We start from the raw sequence: 14,466 nt of genomic DNA on the forward strand, positions 1-14,466 counted from the left end.
CGCCGATTCTATCCGCCCTTCATGCCGGTTCGGTGAACAGCTTGGAGGTGCGGCTCTAGAGCCAACGCAGCATGACCCCTGCGTGCAATATATGGTCATATCTCACGGATATACTGTGCCTCTTCCCCTTATTGTCAACTCTGTCGCCATGATGCAAGGCCAACTTCGCTCTTCCTTCCGCCAGCGCGCCCTCGCCCGGCTGCCCCAACGGGCGGCACGCGGCTTCACCCTGATCGAAATCATGGTGGTGGTGGTGATCCTGGGCATCCTCGCCGCGCTGGTGGTGCCGAAGATCATGAGCCGCCCCGACGAGGCGCGCATCATCGCCGCCAAACAGGACATCGCTTCCATTTCGCAGGCGCTCAAGCTTTATCGCCTGGACAACGGCCGCTACCCGACCACCGAGCAGGGCATCAGCGCGCTGGTCACCAAGCCGACCACCGAGCCGATCCCCAACAACTGGAAGGGCGGCGGCTATTTGGAACGCCTGCCCAAAGACCCGTGGGGCCACCCGTACCAGTATCTGAACCCGGGCGTGCGCGGTGAGGTGGACGTCTTCAGCTTCGGCGCGGACGGCCAGGCCGGCGGCACCGGCAACGACGCCGATATCGGCAACTGGGACAACTAAGCCGCCGCAGTCGCCTCAACCACCGCGCGCCATGTTCGGTCAACCACGCCGCCGGCACCCTCGCGGCTTTACGCTGCTGGAGTTGCTGGTGGTGGTCGTCATCATCGGCATCGTGCTGGCCGTGGTGGCCGTAAACGCCACGCCCAACCCGCGCTCGCAACTGGCCGATGACGCGCAGAAGCTCGCGCGCCTGATCGAGCTGGCTCAGGAAGAAGCGCAGCTCACTTCGCGCCCCGTGGCGTGGGAAGGCGATGCGCAAGGCTGGCGCTTCTACGAATCGACGCCCAACGGCTGGCGCGTGCTCAATCGCAACGTGCTCGCACCCGGCCACTGGCGCCAAGGCATGGACAACGTACAGATCGTCGCAGGTGCCGCTGCGGTGCCCGGCGCCCCGCAGCGCCTCGTGTTCGGTCGTGAGGCGATCGGCCTGCCGTGGCGCGTGGCACTGACCGCGCAGGGCTCGCGTGTGGACGTGGTATCCGACGGCGGCCCGCGCGTATTGACGGAGACGCAAACGCAATGACGCGCCGTCTCCTCCGCCCTGCCCCCGCCATACGCACGCGCGGCTTCACGCTGCTCGAAGTGCTGGTGGCGTTGACCATCGTGGCCGTGGCGCTGACCGCCACCATGCGCGCCATGGGCAGCATGACCACCGCCAGCGATTCGCTGCAGACGCGCATGATCGCCACGTGGAGCGCCGAAAACCACCTCGCCAATTTGCGCCTCGCGCGCGTCTTCCCCGATCCCGGCGCGCGCGGCTTTGCGTGCCCGCAAGGCGATACGCAGCTGTGGTGCGAAGAAACCATCGCCAGCACGCCCAATCCGGTGTTCCGCCGCGTGGAAGTGTCCGTCTATCCGGATGCCTCCAAATCCGTGCGACTGGCTTGGCTCGTGACCCTCTTGCCGAACGATGCGCGCAATGTCTTCTAATCGTTCGGCGCGCGGCTTCACCCTGCTCGAGCTGCTGGTGGCGATCACGCTGCTGGCCATCCTGGCCGTGATCGCTTGGCGCGGGTTGGACAGCATGACCCGCACGCACGAGGCGCTGGCCCAGCGCGACGAACGCATCGAGGCGCTCAAGACGGCCTACGCGCAGTTCGATGCCGACTGCACCCAACTGGCCGATCCGAACACGCTGTCGCGCTCGCCGGTCGAGGTGGACGCCAACCGCGTGCTGATGGTGCGCGACCGCCGCGACGATGGCCAGCCGCCCGCGTGGCAAGTGGTGCTCTACCGCATCGTCGACGGCCGGCTCGAGCGCCTCCAGACCCAACCGATCACCAACCGCGGCGACCTGCGCAATGCGATGGACAACCTGCGCCAGGGCGGTGTGGGCAACGCGCGCTACCTGCTTGCTGCCAACGTTGACAGCATCAGCGCGCGCGCCTGGATCGAACCCGGCGGCTGGATGGACAACACGGGCGCGCTGTCGGCGGCGCTGTTCCCGGCAGGCAGCAACACCACCACCCTCACCGGCTTGCCGTCGGCTTCCACGCCCAGCGCGTCGGCGCCGTCGGCCAACAGCCCGGGCGTGGTGGTGCCGGCCGCTTCGGTGCGTGCGGTGGAACTGGCATTGCTCGTGCGCATGACGCCGCAGGGCGCGCCGCAGCGCTTCACGCGCATCTGCATGACGGGGCTTTGACATGGCGCGATGCTCCCGTCGATGTGCTCACCCTGACCTGCGCGCGAAGCGCCAGCGCGGGGCGGCCATCATCACGGCGCTGCTGGTGGTGACGCTGGCCGTGGTGATCGTGTCGGGCATGCTCTGGCGCCAGCAGGTAGAAATTCGCGCGGTGGAAAACCAGCGCCTGAAAGCGCAGGCCACGTGGATTGCGCGGGCGGGCATCGACTGGGCGCGCCTCATCCTGCGCGACGACCAGCGCCGCACCGGCGCCGTCGACCACCTGGGCGAAATCTGGGCCGTGCCGATCCAGGAAACCAAGCTGTCGGACTTTCTCGGCAGCTCGCTGCGCACGGACACCGCCGGCGAGGAGTCGTACCTCTCGGGCCGCATCTTCGATGCCCAGGCGCGCTTCAACCTGATGAACCTGCTGACGGCGCAGACGCTGGGCGCCCGCACGCTCATCACCGGCCGCGACAAGGACGCCATCAAGGCCTACGGCCTGCTGCTGCAGTCGCTGAGCATCGACCCGAGCCTGGCCAATGTCACGGCGACGTACCTGGCGCAGATGCTGGGCGGCTTCCAGTCGATCGAAGGCATGCAGGGCGGCCAGCAAGGCGGTGAAGACAGCGGCGGCGGGAGCGGCGGCAGCAACAGCAACGGCCCCAGACCGCTCGACGACGTGGCGAGCCTGCTGACGATTCCCGGCTACACAGCCGACATGATCGCCAAGCTGCGCCCCTACGTGATCGTGCTGCCGACCCGCACGCAGATCAACGCCAACACGGCCAGCGCCGAAGTGCTGGCCGCCGTCATCCCGAACCTGAGTCTGGACCGCGCCCGTTCGCTGGTGCAGGCGCGCGACCGCGCGTACTTCCGCAACATCGGCGACGTCACCAACCAGTTGCGCGGCATCGCGCCCGGGGTCGACACCACCGCCGCGGCGAACCTGCTGGACGTGCAGACGCACTATTTTCTGGTCTACGGCATGGCCCGCCACGAGCGCGCCAGGATCGGAGAAGTGGCGCTTGTTTCACGTGGTGATCCGATCAACAATAACGCGACCCGCATCGTCTGGATCCGCCGCATCGACGAGATTCCGTCATGACAGCGGCGCAACACCCCTCCACGTGCGTACGCGCCGCTTGTAGACAGACCCTGGCCTTCGCCGTATTGTCATCCGCATCGTTCAGCATCGCGGGTCTTGCGCAATCCGGCGCTTCCGTTGGCAGTTCGCATTCACACTCTCAAGATGAATAGAGGAGCGGTTTGACGACCTCCCTGTACGTGCGCCTGCCGCACCGGCCCATTCAATCGCCCGAACGCTGGTCGGCGGGCGCGCTTGCCTCCGTGCCCTTCGCGCTGGTGCGTGAAGAGGGTGCGCAGGGCCCGCAACGCGTTCAGCGCGAAGGCACCTCGCGCACCGACGAGCTGCCCGCGGCCGACCGCCTGATCCTTCTGCTGCCCGCCGCGGACGTGCTGCTGGTGCCGGCCAACGTGCCGCCGCTGGCGCTGCCCAAACTGCGTCTGGCGCTGCCCAATCTGGTGGAAGACCGCCTCGTGCAGGACGCGCAGCAATGCCATATCGCCCTTGGGCCCCGCCTGGGTGATGCCCCGGCCCGTGGCTGGCGGGCACCCCGCGAGCCGCAATCGCGCGCATTGATGATTGCCGACCGCGCGTGGGTGCGCTTCATTCTCGATACCTTTGCCGGCCACAAGCATCGCACCGGCCATTTGCTGCCTGCGCAGCTTTGCGTGCCGTTTGAAACGCCTGCCGCAGCGGCAGCGCCGGTTGCAGAATCGGCAACCGCCGTCGAGCGTGCGGAGCCGTCGCTCGATGCTTCCGCTACCGCTGAGCCCGCAGTCGACGCGCCCGTGGCTGAAACCGTGGCTGCGGTGACACCGGCCACCATCGCGCTCGACGCGGCGCCATCGTCCGACCCGGACGCGCCCGTGGCCGTCGACATCACCGTACGCACCGGCCGCGCCGAGGGCTACGGCCTGCGCGTGCTGCCGGCCAACGTCGGCAACTGGCTGGGGATTGCGCCCACGCCGGCCACGTTGATGGTGTCGCCCGCGTTGCGCGAGTTGGCGCCCGGCCTGTCGACCGACCCCGCCACCGCCACGCTCGATTGGGCGACCTGGGCGGCCGGCGCCCGCGACGCCCTGGCCTCAGGCGAAGCCGATCTCTGCCAGTTCGACTTTGCACGCGGCGGCGTGGCCGGCATGGACTGGAGCCTCTGGCGCCTGCCCATCGCGCTGGCCGTGCTGATCGTGGTCGTGCAGCTCATCGGCATGAACGCGCGGTGGCTCACGCTGCGCGCTGAGCAGAAGCGGCTCGATACCGCCATGCGCGCGCAACTGCAGACGGCATTCCCGAATACGCCCGTGATTCTCGACCCGCCCGCGCAGATGCGCCGCCAGGTCGAGCAGTTGCGGCTGGCCGCCGGCAAATCGGCGCCAGAAGACTTCCTGCCGCTGGCCGATCGCTTTGCCCAGGCAGCCACCGGCCTCGCGCCCGATGCGCTGCTCGCGCTCGATTACCACGGCCGCGCGCTCACGGTCACGCTCAAGGACGGCACCGACACCGCCAGCCTGCGCACCGCCGCCCGCAATGTCGGCCTGAACATGGACACCGCCGAGGCCCCGCGCGGTGCCGAGGCCACCGTACCGGGCTCGCGCTGGACGGTCTCCATCGCCCAATAACGCTTCCTCCATGGCGACTTCCTCCCCTTCCTCTTCCCGATCGTCATCCCGCCGCCTGCCGCGCATCGGCGTGCCGGACTCGGTGCGCGATGCGGCGACGACGTTCTGGATGCAGCGCGAGCCGCGCGAACGCCGCATCCTGGCCGGTGGCGGCGTGGTGCTGCTGCTCGTGATCGTCTACCTCGTGCTGTGGGAGCCGGCCTTCGAAGGCCAGCGCCGCATCGAGAAAGCCCTGCCGCAGATGCGGACCCAGCTCGCCGAGATGGAAACGCTGGGCCAGGAAGCGCGCGGCCTGTCGGCCATTGCCGCCGCGCCGGTGCCGCGCGGTGCGGAACTGCAGCAGGCGCTCAACACGAGCCTGACCAACCACGGCCTGAAGGCCACGCGGATGGCGATGTCGGGCGAGAGCGTGCAGGTGCAACTGGACAAGGTGCCCTTTGGCGCCGTCGCCGAATGGCTGCAGGAGGTGCGGCAGGCGCAGCGCATGAAGGTGATCGACACGAACATCAAATACGTGGGCGCGACGGCCCTGGTCAACGTGACGGCGACGCTGCAAGGCCCCGCCGCCGCTGGCCGCTGACGGGCCCGATCGTGCCGATGGGGATTGAATCGCTGCCGCCGCTGCGCTTGCGCCGCCGGGCCGGGCCGGACGAGCGCACCGGCCTCGGCTGGCGTGTGCTGTGGTGTGGCGTGGCGCTGCTGGCCGTGGGCGCGACCGTGGTGGCGCAGTATCCGGCCGCGTGGGCGGCGGAACGCATTGCCGCAGCCACGGGGCACCGTGTTTTGCTGGCCGACAGCCAGGGCAGTATCTGGCACGGCAGCGCAACGCTCGCGCTGACCGCCGGCAACGGCGGCGCCGATGCGACCGTGCTGCCCGGCCGGCTGTCCTGGTCGATCGACATGCTGCCGCTGCTGACCGGCACGCTGCGCGCGCACCTGGCGCACGATCGCGCGCTGGAGAAGCCCGTCACGCTGACGGTCACGCCGGGGCATTGGGAGGCAGAGGCCGGCGCGGTCGCGCTGCCGGCATCGTTGCTGGAAGGCGTTGGCGCGCCGTTCAACACGCTCAAGCTGGATGGCCGGTTGCGGGCGCAATGGACGCCGCTCTCGGGCCAATTCAGCCGCGGGAAAGGCCAGCCAAACACCGCCCAGGGCGCGCTGACTGTCACGCTCGAGCAGGTATCATCCAGCCTCAGCCGGGTGCGGCCGCTGGGCAGTTACCAAGCGGTGCTGTCGTTTGGCGGCGTGAGCGGTGCGCCGATGCAGTTGTCGCTGTCGACGCTGGCCGGGCCGCTCACCCTGCAAGGCCAGGGCACTCTTGGCCAGGGCGCGCATTTTGACGGGGTGGCGAGTGCCACGCCGGAGTCGGAACCGCAATTGATTGGCCTGTTGAGTCTGCTGGGCCCGCGTGACGGGTCGCACCATCGACTCCGCTTTTGATCCTCAAGCCGGCGCGCGAGCCAGCGTGCCGACAACCATGAACGAGACCATGTACAACGCCTCTTCCCGACTCACCGTTCGCGCCATCGTCCTGGCATGCTGCGCAACAATGGTGGCCGGCTCGATGCCAGTCTTTGCCGCCCCGCCGAGCGCGGCATCTTCCCAGAACGGCGCCGCCGGCAATCCAGGGGATGAGGTCTCGCTGAATTTCGTCAATGCGGATCTGGACTCGGTGGTCAAGGCCGTGGGCCAGGCCACCGGCAAGAACTTCATCGTCGACCCGCGCGTGAAGGGCACCGTCAACCTCGTCACCGAAAAGCCGGTGACGCGTTCGCAAGCGCTGGAATCGCTGGGCTCGATCCTGCGCATGCAGGGCTACGCGATTGTCGAGGGCAACGGCTTCACCAAGGTCGTGCCGGAAGCCGACGCCAAGCTGCAGGGCTCCCCCACCAGCGTAGGCGCGGCGGGCTCGCGCGGCGGCGAGCAGGTCGTTACGCAGGTCTTCCGCCTGCAGCATGAATCGGCCAACAACCTGGTGCCGGTGCTGCGCCCGATGATCGCGCCCAACAACACGATCACCGCCTACCCGGCCAACAACACGCTCGTCATTACCGATTACGCCGACAACCTGCGCCGCATCGGCCGCATCATCGCGTCGATCGACACGCCCGTGGCCGGCGAAACCGAGCTGATTCCGCTGAGGAACGCCGTGGCCATCGACGTGGCGGCCACGCTGCAGAAGCTGCTCGATCCGTCTGCCGGTGGCGCAGGCGGGGCGGGCGCCGGCGCGGCGCTGTCGGACCCGAGCCTGCGTACGTCGGTCGTGGCAGAGCCGCGTTCGAATAGCGTGATGGTGCGTGCGTCGAGTGCGGCCCGTCTCGCCCAGGCCAAACAACTGATCGCCAAGCTGGACGTGCCGAACGCGCGCCCCGGCAATATCTGGGTGGTGCCGCTCAAGAATGCCAACGCGGTGCAGCTGGCCACTACGCTGCGTGCGATCGTCGCGGCCGACGCCACGCTGTCGGCCTCGGCATCCACCGGCCCGGGCGGCCAAAGCGCCGCGCAAGGCGCGACCTCGCAGCCCGCCGGCGGCGTGAACACCTCGCAGAATCAGAACACGCAGAACACCAACTACGGCAGCGGCTCGGGTTCGGGCAGCGGCTCGGGCAGCGGGAGCTCTTCGTTCCGCGCCTCGTTCGGGCAGAACAACACGCCCACCACCGGCGGCATCATCCAGGCCGATCCGGCCACCAACGCGCTCATCATCACCGCCAGCGAGCCGGTCTACCGCAACCTGCGCGCCGTGATCGACGACCTGGACGCGCGGCGCGCGCAGGTCTACATCGAATCGATGATCGTGGAAGTGACGGCCACCAAGGCGTCGCAGCTCGGCATCCAGTGGATGGTGGGCGCGGGCGGCCCGAACACCTACGGCGGCGGCGGCACCAACTTCGGCACCGGCTCAGGCAATCTGCTGACGCTGGCCGGCACGATTGCCACCATCACGACGGGCGGCATCGGCAGCACGGCGGCGCAGACGGCGCTGTCCAACGTGAACGTCGGGCAACTCAACGGCGGCAACTTCGGCGTGTTCAACAAGGCCAGCGGCCTGGGCGCGATTCTGTCGGCGCTGGGCTCGGACGGCTCGGTCAACGTGCTGTCGACCCCGAACCTGATCACGCTCGACAACGAAGAGGCCAAGATCCTGATCGGCCAGAACGTGCCGATCACCACCGGCTCGTATGCCCAGACAGGCACGTCGGCTTCGGTCACGCCGTTCCAGACGTTCGACCGCAAGGACGTCGGCATCACGCTGCGCGTCAAGCCGCAGATCACCGATGGCGGGCTGGTGAAGATGCAGATCTTCCAGGAGTCGTCGGCCGTGGTGCCGGGCACGCAGAATGCGACGCAGGGCCCCACCACCAACGTGCGCTCGATCGAGACCAATGTGCTGGCCAACGACGGCCAGGTCGTCGTGCTGGGCGGCCTGCTGGAAGACAACTACCAGGACGGCGAGCAGAAGGTGCCGGGCCTGGGCGACATTCCCATCCTGGGCGCGTTGTTCCGCTCGGAAAACAAGACGCGTGTGAAGACGAACCTGCTGGTGTTCCTGCGCCCGATCATCCTGCGTACGGCCGATGCGACCGGCGCGCTGTCGGACAACCGCTACAACTACATGCGCGATACGCAGCAGGGCTTTGTCTCGCCGAACATGCTGCCGACCACGTCGGACAAGGACACGCCGGTGCTGCCCTCGCCCAGCGCGATGCGCCCGGCCGACAACTACGGCGATGTGTCGATCGTGCCGAAGGGCCCGGCCGGCACGCAGGTGCCTCCGGGCGCCCCGATGCCGATGCCGCAGGGCACCACGCGCAGCCAGCCGCGCCTGCAGAATTTCGCGGCGCCGACCTCGGGCGGCTACGACGGCAACGCGCCGCGCAATGGCGGCTGACAACGGACAACGAACCATGGCCACGCAAGCTTCCACCACCGACGTCAGCACGCTGGAGCCGCCCTCGCAGTCCGCCGTGCGGCTGGTGCCGTATGCGTTTGCGCGCGACGCCAAGCTGCTCGTCGCGCGCCAGGACGTCGACACGCTGGAAGTGTGGGTCTGCCCCGAAACCTCGCGCACGGCGCTGGCTGAACTCGGCCGCGTGTTCGGCGCGCTGCAACTGGTGACGCTCGACACGGCAGCACTGTCCGCCGCCACGCAGACGGCCTACAACGCGCAGGACGGCAGCGCGGCCCAGGTGGTCGGCGAAGTGGAAGGCGAAGTCGACCTCTCCCGCCTGATGCAGGACATTCCGGCCGTGGAAGACCTGCTCGAATCGGAAGACGACGCGCCGATCATCCGCATGATCAACGCGCTGCTTACGCAGGCCGCGCGCGAAGGCGCATCGGACATTCACATCGAGCCGTTCGAGAATGCATCCGTCGTGCGCTTTCGCGTCGACGGCACGCTGCGCGATGTGGTGCGCCCGAAGAAGGCGCTGCACGGCGCGCTCATTTCGCGCATCAAGATCATGGCGCAACTCGACATTGCCGAGAAACGCCTGCCGCAAGACGGGCGCATCACGCTGCGCGTGGGCGGCCGCCCGGTGGACGTGCGCGTGAGCACGCTGCCCACCGGCCACGGCGAGCGCGCGGTGCTGCGTCTGCTCGACAAGGAAGCCGGGCGGCTCGACCTGGGCAAGCTCGGCATGGGCGCCGGCACGCTGGCGCGCTTCGACCACCTGATCAACCAGCCGCACGGCATCGTGCTCGTCACCGGCCCGACGGGTTCGGGCAAGACGACCACGCTGTACGCGGCGCTGTCGCGGCTCGACGCGTCGTCCACCAACATCATGACGGTGGAAGACCCGATCGAATACGACCTCGACGGCATTGGACAGACGCAGGTCAACCCGAAGATCGACATGACCTTCGCCAAGGCCCTGCGCGCCATCCTGCGCCAGGACCCGGACGTGGTGATGATAGGGGAAATCCGCGACCTGGAAACCGCGCAGATTGCCGTGCAGGCTTCGCTGACGGGCCACCTTGTGCTGGCGACGCTGCACACGAACGATTCCGCATCCGCCGTGACGCGCTTGATCGACATGGGGATCGAGCCGTTCCTGCTGTCGTCGTCGCTGCTGGGTGTGCTGGCGCAGCGGCTGGTACGCCGCCTGTGCGTGCATTGCCGCCGCGAAGAGGTGCTCGAACTCACACCGGCGGAAGTGGAAGCCGTGGCCGGCACGCCGGTTGCCGATGGCGTGGCACCGGCCGCACCGGCACGCAAATCGGTGTGGCATCACGTCGGCTGCGACCGTTGCAGCCACTCCGGCTATCAGGGCCGCACCGGCGTGTACGAGCTGCTGACCGTCACGCCGGAAATCCAGACGATGATCCACCGCCAGGCCGCTGAATCCGAGATCAAGGCGTTCGCCATCGGCCAGGGCATGCAGACGATGCGCATGGACGCACAGCGCTGGATCGACACCGGTGCCACGTCGCTGGAAGAAGTGCTGCGTGTCACGCGCGACTAAGACGCGAATGAACGAATAGCGCATGCCAGCCTTCCGCTACGAAGCCGCCGACGCCACCGGCAAGACCGACAAGGGTGTCATCGAAGCCGACAGCGCGCGTCAGGCGCGCACGCTGCTGCGCGCACGCGGGCTGACGCCGCTGCTGGTCGACGCGCTGGGCGCACAGGCCACCAAGCGCGGCGGGTCCAGCTTCGGCAAGCGGCTCTCGGCGCAGGAAAACGCGCTCGTCACGCGCCAGCTCGCCAGCCTGCTGGTGGCGGGCCTGCCGCTCGATGAAGCACTGGCCGCGCTGGCCGATCAAGCCGAACGTGCGTACGTCGGCGAACTGCTCGCCGCCATCCGCGCGGAAGTGGTGGGCGGCAGTTCGCTGTCGGTCGCGCTGGCACAGCATCCGAAGGATTTCCCGGACATCTACCGCGCCCTCGTTTCAGCGGGCGAGCACTCCGGCAACCTCGGCCTCGTCCTCTCGCGCCTGGCCGACTACATCGAGAGCCGCAACGCGCTCACATCGAAAATCAAGCTGGCCTTCACGTACCCCGCCATCGTCACGGTGGTGGCGTTTGCGATCGTGATCTTCCTGCTGTCCTACGTGGTGCCGCAGGTGGTCAGCGTGTTTGCCAACACCAAGCAGAAGCTGCCGACGCTCACGATCATCATGCTGTGGCTGTCGGACTTTGTACGGAATTGGGGATGGCTGGCAGCGATCGTGCTTGCGGCGATTGGCGTGCTGATCCGCAATCTGCTCAAGCAGCCGGCGCTGCGGTTGTCGTGGCACAAATGGCTGCTGACGGCGCCGCTGTTCGGCAAGCTCGTTCGCGGCTACAACACCGCGCGGTTTGCGAGCACGCTGGCGATCCTGACGAGTGCCGGCGTGCCGATCTTGCGGGGGTTGCAGGCAGCGGGGGAAACGCTGAACAACGTTGCGCTCAAGACCAACGTGGAGGATGCATCCACGCGCGTGCGGGAAGGGACTTCGCTGGCGCGGGCGTTGGCAGCGCAGAACCAGTTTCCGCCTGTGCTGGTGCATTTGATTCGCTCGGGTGAGGCGACGGGGAATCTGCCTGCGATGTTGGAGCGGGCTGCGCAAGGCGAGGCTCAAGAGTTGGAGCGCCGGACGCTGTTCCTTACTGGCTTGCTTGAGCCGGCGCTGATTTTGACGATGGGTGTGGTGGTGTTGTTGATTGTGTTGGCTGTGCTCATGCCGATCATCGAAATCAACCAACTGGTGCACTGAGTTTTTTTGGCTTCTGGTCCACCCCCCCTTTCGTTCCCTGCCGGGACCGACTCACTTTTCTTTGTCTTGCCAAAGAAAAGTAAGCAAAAGAAAGGCGCGCCCGAGATGGCGACTTCCCCTTGGATTTGTGTCGCGGGAAGGGAGGGGAGGCAAACTCGCTTCGCTCAAACAGGCCTCCCCTCTTTATCCTTCCCGCAACAAAAATCCAAGGCGCCATCAAGGGCTCAACGTCAAAAGAAAAAGGCCAACCCATCGTCAGGTTGGCCTTGTCGTTTGGGTCGGCGCCCAGATGGTTCGGCTTTGTCCTTTGACTTTCCTGCCCTAGATGGCGCCTTGAATTTCTGTAAGCGGGCGGAAAAAAGAAGGAGGCCTGTTTGAGCGCAGCGAGTTTGCCTCCTTCTCCGCACGGTTACAGAAATTCAAGGAGTCTTTCGCCATCTCGGGCGCGCATTTCTTTGCTTACTTTCTTTGGGCAAGACCAAAGAAAGTGAGTCAGCCCCGGCAGGGGATGAAACAAGGGATGCACCACCACGACCAAAAAAAAAACCAACCAGCACCCCAGCCGTCACGACACCCCCACATCCCCCACCACCGCACGCGCACTGTCCCTCCACTCCTGCACATAATCCGGCGTACCCGCCGGCGCAGCCTCCACCACCGGCGGCAACGGCAACAGCGCCATCGGCAGCACCCCAGCCCACACAGGCAGGTCAAGGTCTTCAGCATCATCCTTCGGCCCGCCCGTGCGCACTTTGCACGCCGCCTCATCCAGCGGAATGCGCAGCACGGTCGTGGCGGCAAGTTCCTTGGCATTACCGGACCGCGCCTGTCGTGAACGACCAGGCGCGAGCACTTCCATGAACGTATCGAGCACCGCAGGCTTCTGCGCATCCGGCACGACTTCGAACGCACCGTAAATGACAGCCGACCGGTAGTTCATCGAATGGTTGAACGCCGAGCGCGCCAGCACCAGGCCGTCGATGTGCGTGACGGTCACGCAGACCTGCGCCCCGCTGCCTGCCAGCTCGAGCATGCGGCTGCCGTTGGAACCGTGGATGTACAGATGATCGCCCTCGCGCCAGCAGGCGGTCGGGATGCAATGCACGCCGTGCTCGTCGGCGAAGGCGATGTGGCAAACGTAAGCCTCGTCGAGGATGGCATGCAGCGTGGTGCGGTCGTAGTGGCCGCGATGCGCGACGCGGCGCACGCGAGTGCGTGCGGTGGGCGATGTGGGTTCTGTGGTCGACACGCGAGGCTCCGAATCATCAATCGATATGCCGACAATAGAAAAACCGTGGCACCATTCATAGACCCACCAAAATGCAAGATCTTGGAGCCACGATGGACTACGGCGTCCTGCTGTCGAACTACGAACGCACGGCGATGCATGGCGAGGGCGGAGCCCGCACCTCGCAGCAGCACCGCCTGTATGCCTGCCTGCGTGCGGCCATCCTGAGCGGACAGATCGAGGAAGGCACGCGCCTCGCGCCATCGCGCACGCTGGCCGAAGAGCTGGGCATCGCGCGCAACTCGGTGCTCTACGCCTACGAGCAGCTCGCTGCGGAGGGCTTCGTGCTCAGCCGACGGCAAGGCACGGTGGTGGCACGCGTCGGCCTGCAGCAGACGCCCGCACCGGCGCCGGATGCCCCACCCGCGCTATCGCACCGCGTGAAGGATCTGGAGCGCCCGCGCGGCGGCATGGACGACCTGCTGCCCTTCCTGCCCGGCACGCCCGCGCTGGATGAATTCCCGCTGGCGCAATGGCGCCGCTGCATGGAGCGAGGGTGGCGCCGCATCGGTCCGGGGCAGATGGGCTACGGCCCGGTCGAAGGCAACGTCGCGCTGCGCCAGGCCGTGGCGGAATACCTGCGCGTTTCGCGCGGGGTGCGCTGCGATGCGACGCAGGTGCTCATCACCGATGGCACGCAGAACAGCCTCGACATGTGCGCCCGCACGCTGGCCGATGCGGGCGACACTGCATGGATCGAGAACCCCGGCTACTACGGAGCGCGCGCCGCCTTGCAAGCCGCCGACATGCGCCTGGTACCGATCGGCGTCGATGCCGATGGCCTCGCCCCGCGCGCGGAAGACTGGCGTGACACGCCGCCCCGGCTCATCTACATCACGCCATCGCACCAATACCCGCTGGGCGCGGTGATGAGCCTTGAGCGCCGTCTCGCGCTCATCCAGCACGCACGCGCAGCCGGCGCGTGGATCATCGAAGACGACTACGACAGCGAATTCCGCCACACGGGCGCGCCGCTGTCCGCCGTGCAAGGCCTGACCGAAGATGCGCCCGTCATCTATCTCGGCACGTTCAGCAAGATGCTATTCCCTGCGCTGCGCCTCGGTTACATGGTGGTACCGCCAGCCCTGGCGCCCGTGCTGAAAAAGGCGGCCGGTGCGCTGATGCTGCGCGGGCGCGTGGCTGAGCAGCTCGCGCTGGCCGAGTTCATCGAGGCGGGACATTTCACGCGGCATCTGCGCCGCATGCGTCGCCTCTATGGCGAGCGCCGCGATACGCTGCAGGCCGCAATCGAGCGACACCTGGCCGGCATCGTCACCGTATCGGGCGGTGCGGGCGGCATGCATCTTTCCACGCGGCTCGACGCGCCGGTGCGCGACACGGAGGTCAGCCGCGCCGCCCGGGAACGCGGGATGGTGCTGCGGCCGCTGTCACGCTTCTGCCTGCCCGGCACGCTGACCGCGCAATACAACGGCCTCGTGCTCGGCTACGGCAACGTGCCGGCCGAAGCGATGGACGGACTGGTGATACGCATGCGCGACGTGATCGAGAGCGTCGCAGGTTGAT

Annotated in this window: 13 protein-coding genes; 12 read left to right on the plus strand and 1 reads right to left on the minus strand. The window is 67.3% G+C overall.

Going from position 1 to position 14,466, the window contains the following annotated elements; translation table 11 throughout:
- Positions 1-148: 148 nt before the first annotated feature.
- From gspG to gspF, 11 genes are all read left to right on the plus strand, one after another.
- Positions 149-628, plus strand: coding sequence for a type II secretion system major pseudopilin GspG (gene gspG, locus R2669_RS21770; protein ID WP_147219054.1), 480 nt, complete (start codon positions 149-151; stop codon positions 626-628).
- Positions 629-659: 31 nt separating this feature from the next.
- A complete protein-coding gene (locus R2669_RS21775) occupies positions 660-1,151 on the plus strand; it encodes a GspH/FimT family pseudopilin (protein WP_316902006.1) in 492 nt (163 codons plus the stop codon).
- Entirely contained in the window at positions 1,148-1,558 is a 411-nt protein-coding gene (gene gspI / locus R2669_RS21780; protein ID WP_316891661.1) for a type II secretion system minor pseudopilin GspI, read from the plus strand. The genes R2669_RS21775 and gspI overlap by 4 nt, the downstream gene beginning before the upstream one ends.
- Positions 1,539-2,270 (plus strand): PulJ/GspJ family protein, encoded by a 732-nt coding sequence (locus tag R2669_RS21785; RefSeq protein WP_316891663.1) that lies wholly within the window; start codon positions 1,539-1,541, stop codon positions 2,268-2,270. The genes gspI and R2669_RS21785 overlap by 20 nt, the downstream gene beginning before the upstream one ends.
- 1 nt (position 2,271) lies before the next feature.
- Positions 2,272-3,357, plus strand: coding sequence for a type II secretion system minor pseudopilin GspK (gene gspK / locus R2669_RS21790; RefSeq protein ID WP_316902007.1), 1,086 nt, complete (start codon positions 2,272-2,274; stop codon positions 3,355-3,357).
- Positions 3,358-3,518: 161 nt separating this feature from the next.
- On the plus strand, positions 3,519-4,955 hold the full coding sequence (gene gspL, locus R2669_RS21795) for a type II secretion system protein GspL (RefSeq protein WP_316902008.1): 1,437 nt from the start codon (positions 3,519-3,521) through the stop codon (positions 4,953-4,955).
- A 10-nt stretch (positions 4,956-4,965) separates the two neighbouring features.
- Positions 4,966-5,535, plus strand: coding sequence for a type II secretion system protein M (locus R2669_RS21800; RefSeq protein ID WP_015855827.1), 570 nt, complete (start codon positions 4,966-4,968; stop codon positions 5,533-5,535).
- Between the two features lie 17 nt (positions 5,536-5,552).
- A complete protein-coding gene (locus tag R2669_RS21805) occupies positions 5,553-6,395 on the plus strand; it encodes a type II secretion system protein N (protein ID WP_316902009.1) in 843 nt (280 codons plus the stop codon).
- A gap of 37 nt (positions 6,396-6,432) precedes the next feature.
- Complete coding sequence (gene gspD / locus R2669_RS21810; protein ID WP_316902010.1) at positions 6,433-8,847, plus strand: type II secretion system secretin GspD; 2,415 nt, start codon at positions 6,433-6,435, stop codon at positions 8,845-8,847.
- 16 nt (positions 8,848-8,863) lie between these two features.
- On the plus strand, positions 8,864-10,420 hold the full coding sequence (gene gspE / locus R2669_RS21815; RefSeq protein WP_316902011.1) for a type II secretion system ATPase GspE: 1,557 nt from the start codon (positions 8,864-8,866) through the stop codon (positions 10,418-10,420).
- A gap of 22 nt (positions 10,421-10,442) precedes the next feature.
- Positions 10,443-11,654, plus strand: a complete 1,212-nt coding sequence (gspF, locus tag R2669_RS21820) for a type II secretion system inner membrane protein GspF (RefSeq protein ID WP_027680390.1) — start codon at positions 10,443-10,445, stop codon at positions 11,652-11,654.
- Positions 11,655-12,219: 565 nt separating this feature from the next.
- Here the strand turns inward: gspF and R2669_RS21825 are convergent.
- Complete coding sequence (locus tag R2669_RS21825) at positions 12,220-12,903, minus strand: pyridoxamine 5'-phosphate oxidase family protein (protein ID WP_316902012.1); 684 nt, start codon at positions 12,901-12,903, stop codon at positions 12,220-12,222.
- A gap of 92 nt (positions 12,904-12,995) precedes the next feature.
- Between R2669_RS21825 and pdxR the strand changes: the two genes are divergently transcribed.
- Positions 12,996-14,465 (plus strand): MocR-like pyridoxine biosynthesis transcription factor PdxR, encoded by a 1,470-nt coding sequence (gene pdxR, locus R2669_RS21830; RefSeq protein ID WP_316902013.1) that lies wholly within the window; start codon positions 12,996-12,998, stop codon positions 14,463-14,465.
- The last annotated feature ends 1 nt before the right edge of the window (position 14,466 follow it).

This window comes from Ralstonia edaphi (genome assembly GCF_958350185.1).
Classification (GTDB): Bacteria; Pseudomonadota; Gammaproteobacteria; order Burkholderiales; family Burkholderiaceae; genus Ralstonia; species Ralstonia edaphi.